At 34.2% G+C, this 7,607-nt stretch carries 6 protein-coding genes and 1 pseudogene; 4 read left to right on the forward strand and 3 right to left on the reverse strand.

All coding sequences use genetic code 11. The features are described from left to right. Nucleotides 1-246: 246 nt before the first annotated feature. Nucleotides 247-384: a hypothetical protein gene (locus ACPYKA_RS16655; RefSeq protein WP_479543342.1), complete on the forward strand. Its 138-nt coding sequence runs from the start codon at nt 247-249 to the stop codon at nt 382-384. A 132-nt stretch (nt 385-516) separates the two neighbouring features. On the opposite strand, the gene ACPYKA_RS16660 is transcribed toward ACPYKA_RS16655, so the two are convergent. Then, on the reverse strand, nt 517-792 hold the full coding sequence (locus ACPYKA_RS16660) for a hypothetical protein (RefSeq protein ID WP_479543343.1): 276 nt from the start codon (nt 790-792) through the stop codon (nt 517-519). A gap of 197 nt (nt 793-989) precedes the next feature. Beyond that, a pseudogene (locus ACPYKA_RS16665) lies at nt 990-1,259 on the reverse strand (GNAT family N-acetyltransferase); the annotation flags it as partial. Between the two features lie 1,077 nt (nt 1,260-2,336). Here ACPYKA_RS16665 and ACPYKA_RS16670 point away from each other — a divergent pair. Then, nucleotides 2,337-2,777, forward strand: coding sequence for a DUF4064 domain-containing protein (locus tag ACPYKA_RS16670; protein ID WP_479543344.1), 441 nt, complete (start codon nt 2,337-2,339; stop codon nt 2,775-2,777). Next, on the forward strand, nt 2,774-2,947 hold the full coding sequence (locus ACPYKA_RS16675) for a hypothetical protein (RefSeq protein WP_479543345.1): 174 nt from the start codon (nt 2,774-2,776) through the stop codon (nt 2,945-2,947). Before ACPYKA_RS16670 ends, ACPYKA_RS16675 begins: the two co-directional genes overlap by 4 nt. A 565-nt stretch (nt 2,948-3,512) precedes the next feature. Here ACPYKA_RS16675 and ACPYKA_RS16680 read toward each other — a convergent pair. Further along, nucleotides 3,513-6,164, reverse strand: coding sequence for a cation-translocating P-type ATPase (locus ACPYKA_RS16680; RefSeq protein ID WP_479543346.1), 2,652 nt, complete (start codon nt 6,162-6,164; stop codon nt 3,513-3,515). 177 nt (nt 6,165-6,341) lie between these two features. On the opposite strand from ACPYKA_RS16680, the gene ACPYKA_RS16685 reads away from it, so the two are divergent. Next, on the forward strand, nt 6,342-7,607 hold a 1,266-nt coding region (locus ACPYKA_RS16685; protein ID WP_479543347.1), incomplete at its 3' end, for an Rqc2 family fibronectin-binding protein.

The raw sequence follows: 7,607 nt of genomic DNA on the forward strand, positions 1-7,607 counted from the left end.
TTTTTATTTTTCCACATGAACATAAGTCCCCTTTACACAAATGTTGTTTTTCTAATTCTTTAAGGGGTTAACTACAAGTGAACCTCCCCCACTAATTGCTGACGCAATTTGAAGGGGACTGCGCTTTCGCTTTTTTGTTCAACCCATTATGAAACTATATTTCCACAATTGAATGTATATTAATCTAATATGTGTAATCAGAAGCACCATACCAAAGATTGAATGGAAAACGGAGACTTATGGATATTGTTCATTAACCATTTTATTGATGTTGTAAATAAACTGAGTAGCACTTTTATTGTTAGCGGAATTATTATAGTAACAGGAACTGCATTGATGGGTATAATTGCTTTCGCTGCCGCTGTAGTTGCGATAGAAACCTAATAAGCTCTTATCCGGAAAAGGCACTCGTGCAGCAAGCCTAATTTCTGCTGCATTTAGATTAAAAATGGTCGGTAGATGTTAATAAAAAAACAAACTAATCGTCTTATAAACCTTGAGATGATTAGTTTATTTTTAAGGTTCTTGAAACCCATATAACCCGATAAAAGAAAGAATTCCAAAGTATATTATCATCAAGAAATTTAAATAAACCAAAACTTTTCGTGTTGCTCCGTTTACGCTTAAATAGGCACTTACAATACTTAAAACATTTAGGAAGATAGGTGTAAACAGACTTACCCCATATAGATATTCAATAAAGACAATTTCCCAATTTTGAGAGAGATACATAACCATAAAGAATGAAAAGGAAAGAAAAATAATTGATAGACCAAAAAGGATTTTTTTCATATATACCACCTCCGGGAGTGTGCCAACCACCCTTTAGTTAACCTTTATGCTATTGTCCCTTAATTATATCACATTCTTGATCTTCCCTAATCGCGCCCTATTCTTGAATAACTTTAATAAAATAAATCGGGAGGATTCAAAAGGAATTCTCCCGATTGTTGTTTGTGCGTATCAATTTATTCGTCTTCTGGTATCCTCTAATTTATCTTAGCAAATGCTACTAGCGAACCCTTATCACAAGATTGAAATCCATTCTTTTCGTAAAAATGTCTTACATCAGGTGCCTCTTCAGTTAAAAGAACCTTTTGACGAACACTTTCGTACCTTTCCATAACCTGCTGCATCAATTGAGTAGCAATTCCCCGATTTTGATGGGTATTTAACACAAGTATATCCTGAATGTAAATGATTGTTAATCCATCACCAACAATACGAATCAGTCCGACTAATTCTTCACCATTCCAAGCAGATACAACTTCTAATGACTACTCTATTGCTTGTTGAAGACATTCTAAATCTTGTGTATAAGCATACCATTCTACGTCATTATATAATTTTTCTAATTGCTCCCTATTGATCTTTTTACTATTATAAAAATTTATCGTCATTCATTTTTCCTCCTCAAAATATTTTATTTTGAAGAGCTAATCCATAATTTATCCACTGTCTTATGCCTCCTTCGGTTTATTACCGATAGTTTAAAATTAAACTTTCATAGTCTTAAAATTATTATACACAGAAATATAAAATTTTCCCTCTACAATCTAGCTCGATCGTTGAACCAAAACAACAAAAAATTAATACCACTCTTCAACTCTTCTATCCCTTTAGTTTAGTAACGTATCAATTTTAATATTACCTTCCACACCATTCACGCGAATATTTTAAAAACTTAGTTTGTTCAACTGAATGGAAATGATGTTGATAATAATATTTTTGGGAGTGAGTAATTATGTTATTGCTGAATGCTGTAAAGAGTTATGAGGCAGATAAGAAAATTAAGGGTTTTCAGCACAAACATTAAATCCTTATAAACTCCAAGAAAAGTTACTTATTTATTCATTCGCTATCGAAATTGTCTGAAAATATGCTATACTTGGAGTATAGATAAGTGAAAAGTCTCCAAAACGAATCTCATTCATTAAAAATTAGATATCGAATTAGGTTCGATAGCCTATTTCGCACTATTGGTAAAGTAGTATGTGTCGTCAAAAAATAGACGATTAAGCAGAAATGAATTGCGAATGCTTAGTCATGCAAGAATCCCACCCTTAAACTGTATAATGGAGGACTTACGGTTTTAGCCATGGGAGTATCAACACTTCACAATAAGACATTAAACAATACTAGATGTATTATAAAAGGTATAGGCTATATTTTAAAGTAACAATTTTTCACAGCTTTTATTAGGGATTTTGATTGTGTCTAGTAACTTCTTAAATACCCTTACATTAAATAAATGGCAAGTTTTTTTATAAAAATTCGTTAATAATAGCTTTTTACTGTGAGTCTTTGGATATTACGCATTAAAAAGGGTGAAGCCAATGAAAACTCATGTACATGCAATTGTTTTTTTCTCTATTTTCACTATTGCCCTTTTAACAACGGTTTTTATATCTCTAAGTTCTATAGGACCATTAGAACAAAATAAAACTGCACGTAATCTCGTTACCTCGTTATATTTTAAAGACCCTAAAGTACAACGGGATGCTGCTAAGGGAAAGCTTAAGATTCATCCTGATAGTTTTGCTACTGATGTTTTATCTTTTCTTAATCCATATATAAATTACCCATTAATCGCTTTAGCTTTTTCTGTTTTACTAAATGCATTAAGTCTAATTATATTAAAGCGTAATGAGAATTTAGCTGGAAGCTTACTTCTGTGTGCCGCCGTTGCATCCTTTTTTACACTTATACCACCTATTATACAAGCAATTTCCGGATACGTATTAATTGTAAAGCAAAAGGTTGGTGATCAGCAATGAATAATTTCGAAGTAGTTACTTTGGTTTTATTTCTTTTTGTAGGTGTAAAGTTGATAAATTTATTAATTATGATGATTCTTGCTAAAAATATTAATACCATCAAAAAAAGAAAAAAGGGATTTTTATATGATTATACTAAAATGAAATTAGGTGAAAATGTTTTTAATTAAAATTTTGGGTAAAGTATTAAAAAGTCGGACGTTCATAAATAGGGTAGCATTTGCTACTCTATTTATCGTTTTAAGTTACTAAACGGTTAAAAAAGATAAGTTAAAATCGGCTATATGCGGTCACGTCCTGTGACGTCATCGACACTAGTACGTCCTGTCCGTCGAAGGCTCACCAGCCACCCAAAGAAAGCGCAGTGTATTTCCTTCGCTGTGATGTGCATAGTAATAGCACTGCACAGTTTGATACTACTATCTCTATTGTTGATTGAAGCCGGAGGGCAGTCGACTCCTGTGGGAAAAGCACGTGTCTGAAGACCCCGCAGCGGTGGACTTTCCGCGAGGAGGCTAAAGCCGTGCCCACGGAAAGCGTACTGCCCGGAGGCGGAAATCAACGAAGCTGTTACTAGTTTTAAATTTTCACTACTGCACAGTTTCCTTCAACTTCGTATAAGATCTTAACCGTTGAAAATAGTAAAGTGTAGACTTCCGGTGGTGAAATTATTCGTCTTTGGGAGTAAGATTTTAAAATTTAATCCTGTCTCTTATAAAATGTTAATGATTCTTTTTAAATCTTTTTTGAAAAACCGAATATAACTGTTGGAATAGCACTTAATGCAATGATTAACAACCAATCTTGTAAACCTAAAGCCATCGTATAGAAAATTGGCTGTAATGCTTCAACATACAACACAATAAGTAACATAAATAAAGAGGAAATCACTGCTCCAATTAAATAAATATTATTAAACGGATTACGGCCAAAGATTCCATTCTCACTTCGACAGTCAAATACATGAATAAGTTGTGCTAAAACTAGCGTAGTAAAAGCGACTGTTCTAGCATGAGTAAGATTTTCTGCCTGGTTATCATAAATAACCATAAAAGCAATCAAAGAAACAAGCCCGATCATAATTCCCCGCGTAATGATTTTTGTTCCAAGACCTCTGGCAAAAACACCTTCTCTAGGATTACGTGGCTTTTGTTCCATAACATTTTTTTCGGGTGGATCAAGACCTAACGCCATTGCCGGGAGCCCATCTGTTACAAGGTTTACCCATAAAATCTGCACTGGAACAAGTGGAAGTGGCATGGCAAGTAGCATTGCAACCATCATGACAAAGATTTCTCCAACATTTGAAGCTAACAAATAGCGGATAAATTTTCGAATATTTTCATAAATATTTCTTCCTTCTCTAATAGCTTCTTTAATCGTAGTAAAATTATCGTCCATCAGTATTAAAGATGAGGCTTCTTTTGTTACATCTGTACCGCTTATCCCCATACTTACACCGATGTTACTTGCTTTTATAGCTGGAGCATCATTGACCCCGTCCCCTGTCATCGCAACAATATGTCCACGTTTTTGAAATGCTTGCACAATCTTTAATTTATGTTCAGGAGTTACTCTCGCAAATACAGTTACTTTTTCTATAATATTAGCCAATGAATCTGTATCCATATTATTTAACTCATGTCCTTCTAAGGTAAGCTCTCCTTCTTCTTGCAATCCTATTTCGCGAGCAATAGCTGCTGCTGTTTTTTTATGGTCTCCAGTTATCATTACTGTCTTTATTCCTGCCCGTTTACATTGATCGATTGCATCTTTAACTTCTTTTCGAGGAGGATCTTTTAATCCGTATAAGCCGATGAAAGTTAAATCCTTTTCTAGTTTAGAAAGTTCTAATGGATCATCCCTTGATATTGATTTCACACTAATTGCAATAATACGTAATGCTTTTTCGGCCATTTCATCCATTTGACGCTCAATTTCTTTTGTATCAGTAAGTCGTGTTCGACCATTTAGATTCACTCGGTGCGAACATCTTGGTACAATCCTTTCTGGTGCACCTTTAGAAATAACAAATCTACGTTTATTTTCATCTTCAACAACGATTGTCATTCTTTTTCTAGTAGAATCAAACGGAAATTGTTTAATAACTTTAAATTGGTCTTTAATTAAATGTGTTAACTCTAGTTTCCTAGCTGCAACTAATAACGCTCCGTCTGTTGGATCACCATCAACGATATATCGTCCTTTCTTTACAAGTAATGCAGCTTCATTACAGAGTAAACCATAAAGCATCATCTGTTCTAAATTCGGATAGTTACGATCAACTTTCTTGTCATTAACGAAAAAATCACCTGTCGTTGTATAACCTTCACCGGAAACATAGATATGTTGATCATTTAAATACATTTCTTTTACTGTCATTTGATTTTCAGTAATCGTTCCTGTTTTATCAGAACATATGACAGATGCACAACCTAACGTCTCTACCGCGGACAGTTGTCTTACGATGGCTTTTCGTTTAATCATCCGTTGCACACCTAAGGAAAGTGCTACAGTGACGATTGCTGGCAGTCCCTCAGGGATAACGGCAACAGCTAAAGAAACCCCAGCTAAGAACATGTCATACAATGGTTGTCCGTGATAAACTCCGATTCCAACCGTTAGTGCCGTCAATAGGAATACAACATAAATTAAAATTTTCCCTAACTCCATAAGTTTTAATTCTAATGGAGTAATAACTTTTTCTGTTTTATCCATTAAGGAAGCGATTTGACCAAGTGCTGTATTCATACCCGTTTGAATAATAATTCCGGTCCCACTTCCTTTTGTCACTAATGTTCCTTTAAATCCGATATTATGTTGATCTTGCATTGCAACATTGTCTTGGTAAATAACTTGGCTTGTCTTTTCAACAGGCAATGATTCCCCTGTTAACGTTGATTCTTCTGTTTCCAAATCGTTTGCTTTAATGATACGAATATCAGCAGGAACACGATCCCCTGTTTTAATGCGAATAACATCTCCAACAACTGCTTCTTCCGACGGTATCGCTTTCCAATCTCCATCACGCAATACTCTTATTTTCGGTGCAGACAGCTCTTTTAATTTTTCCAGTGACTTTTCTGCCTTTTGTTCCTGAAAAAAACCGATAAATCCATTCAATAAAACGATCACCATAATAGCAATCGCATCGATATATTCACCAAGCATACCAGCAATTAATGTTGCTGCGAGTAAAATAAGTACCATAAAATCTTGAAACTGCTTAACAAATAATATCAAAAGGGATTGCTTCTTTGTTATCTCAAGTGTATTTGTTCCAAATTTTTTCCTTCGTTCTTCTACTTGTTTTTCCGACAAGCCTTTTTCTTGATAGACATGTAATTTCCGTTCGACATCTTTTATCTCTACCTGATACCATTTCACATTTCATCCCCACCTATTATATGCAATATATTAGAAAACTACAGGTGTGCAAAACTTGGTTGCACGTTGCACCAAGAAAGTTTCATGCTTTCTTATTGCTAACTAAAGACTACTTGTACAATATGTATGCAGACTCGTCCGAAATAATGCTATAATAGCGTGTGAGGTGATCTGATTATGCCATTTGATGGAATTGTTACACGTGCAGTCGTTAATGAATTAAATGAAATCATTACTGGTGGTAGAATAAATAAAATCTATCAACCAACGAATACAGAAGTTGTAATTACTGTAAGAAATAATCGCCAAAACCATACTTTACTCCTTTCGATTCACCCATCATACGCAAGACTTCATTTAATAGAAGATACATACAGAAATCCTGATGAACCACCGATGTTTTGTATGATACTTCGGAAGCATTTGGCGGGGGCTGTAGTTGAAGAGATTGAACAATTTGATTTGGAACGTGTGGTGACATTTCGCTTCCGGGCTATTGATGAAATTGGTGATGCCGTTTCAAAAACACTTATTATCGAGATTATGGGCAGACATAGTAATGTTGTCTTATTAAATGAAAATAAAAATACAATCATCAACTGTTTAAAACATATCGCTCCATTTCAAAATCGATATCGAACTCTGCTTCCCGGAGCCTCTTATAAATTGCCACCACCTCAAAATAAATTAAATTTACTAGAGACAGATGAAGAACAATTTATAAAAAAACTTGATTTTAATTCAGGTAAAATGGACAGACAAATTGTCCAAACTGTATCCGGGATCTCCCCTTTTGCGGCCAAAGAAATTGTACACCGGGCTCATTTAGGCGCAGAATCGGCATATAAAAAAGAATTCACAAAATTTAAAGAACAAGTGCAACATCATTTATATGAACCCGCCATTTATCAAAATAAAAAAGAAGATTTTCATGTTATCCCTATATCTTATATGGACAAATGGAAGAGTTTTTCTACTGTAAATGAATTAATTGATGCATTTTATTCAAATAAAGCTGAAAGAGACCGAGTCAAACAACAAGCAAGAGATTTAGAAAAGTTTGTTCAAAATGAATTAGCTAAAAATAAACGGAAATTAAAGATTCATGAAAAAACGATTGAAAAAGCTAAAGATGCAGATGTTTATCAAAGACAAGGAGAATTATTGACAGCACATATGCATCTCGTTAAAAAAGGTGACAATCGTGTTACAGTAGTTGATTATTATGACCCGGAACAACGTGAAATAACCATTAACTTATTGCAAGATAAGACGCCGAGTGAAAATGCGCAACTCCTTTTTAAACGTTATCGCAAACTATCTACGGCAAAAAAGAATGCCGCCATTGAAATTAGAAAAACAAAAGCTGAAATTACTTATTTAGAAAATATTTTACAGCAAATAGAACATGCAAGAGACGAAGATGTAGAAGATATTCGAGAA

The sequence above is a fragment of the Pseudogracilibacillus amylolyticus (SeqCode) genome (assembly GCF_051918545.1).
GTDB lineage: Bacteria > Bacillota > Bacilli > Bacillales > Amphibacillaceae > Pseudogracilibacillus.